Origin of the sequence: Psychrobacter sp. TB20-MNA-CIBAN-0197, assembly GCF_040309765.1 — a bacterium.
Lineage (GTDB): Bacteria > Pseudomonadota > Gammaproteobacteria > Pseudomonadales > Moraxellaceae > Psychrobacter > Psychrobacter submarinus.
The window spans coordinates 1-376 of the sequence record NZ_JBEOPC010000172.1 but is presented as its reverse complement, the minus strand read 5'-3'; the positions used below and the strand labels follow the sequence as shown (position 1 = coordinate 376).

The window sequence follows — 376 nt, the reverse complement described above, 5'->3', positions numbered from 1 at the left end:
ATTCAGAAGTCGAATTTGACGAAATTAATTTACCTGAAGAGTGGAAACTCGACCTAGCTTTTATTGATAAATGGTCGAAATTACCTCCCATGTTCACTGAAATGGATTTGACACCAGCGGCATATCTGAGCAGAGAAAGCATTCCAATGGGGGCTGTTAATTCGGTAATGTCTGGAGCCGCTCAAAAACTCGTAGAAGAATTAATGAAGCAAAAGGTAAGGGTCAGTGGCGTTAACTCTACTGCGATTACCACAACTCCGAAGGAAGAATACATGTCAGTCATGGATGGTTTGATTGAAAACTTTAAGTTGATTGGTGATTGGACCGAAAGACCAACAGGCATTTATGGGGCTGTGTTACTTGCCAAGCAGGATGA

1 protein-coding gene is annotated in these 376 nt (G+C 41.8%); it reads left to right on the top strand.

Annotation, left to right across the window (positions count from 1 at the left end):
- Positions 1–376: hypothetical protein (locus AAEY83_RS13175; RefSeq protein ID WP_351059425.1), on the top strand; the 376-nt coding region annotated here is incomplete at both ends.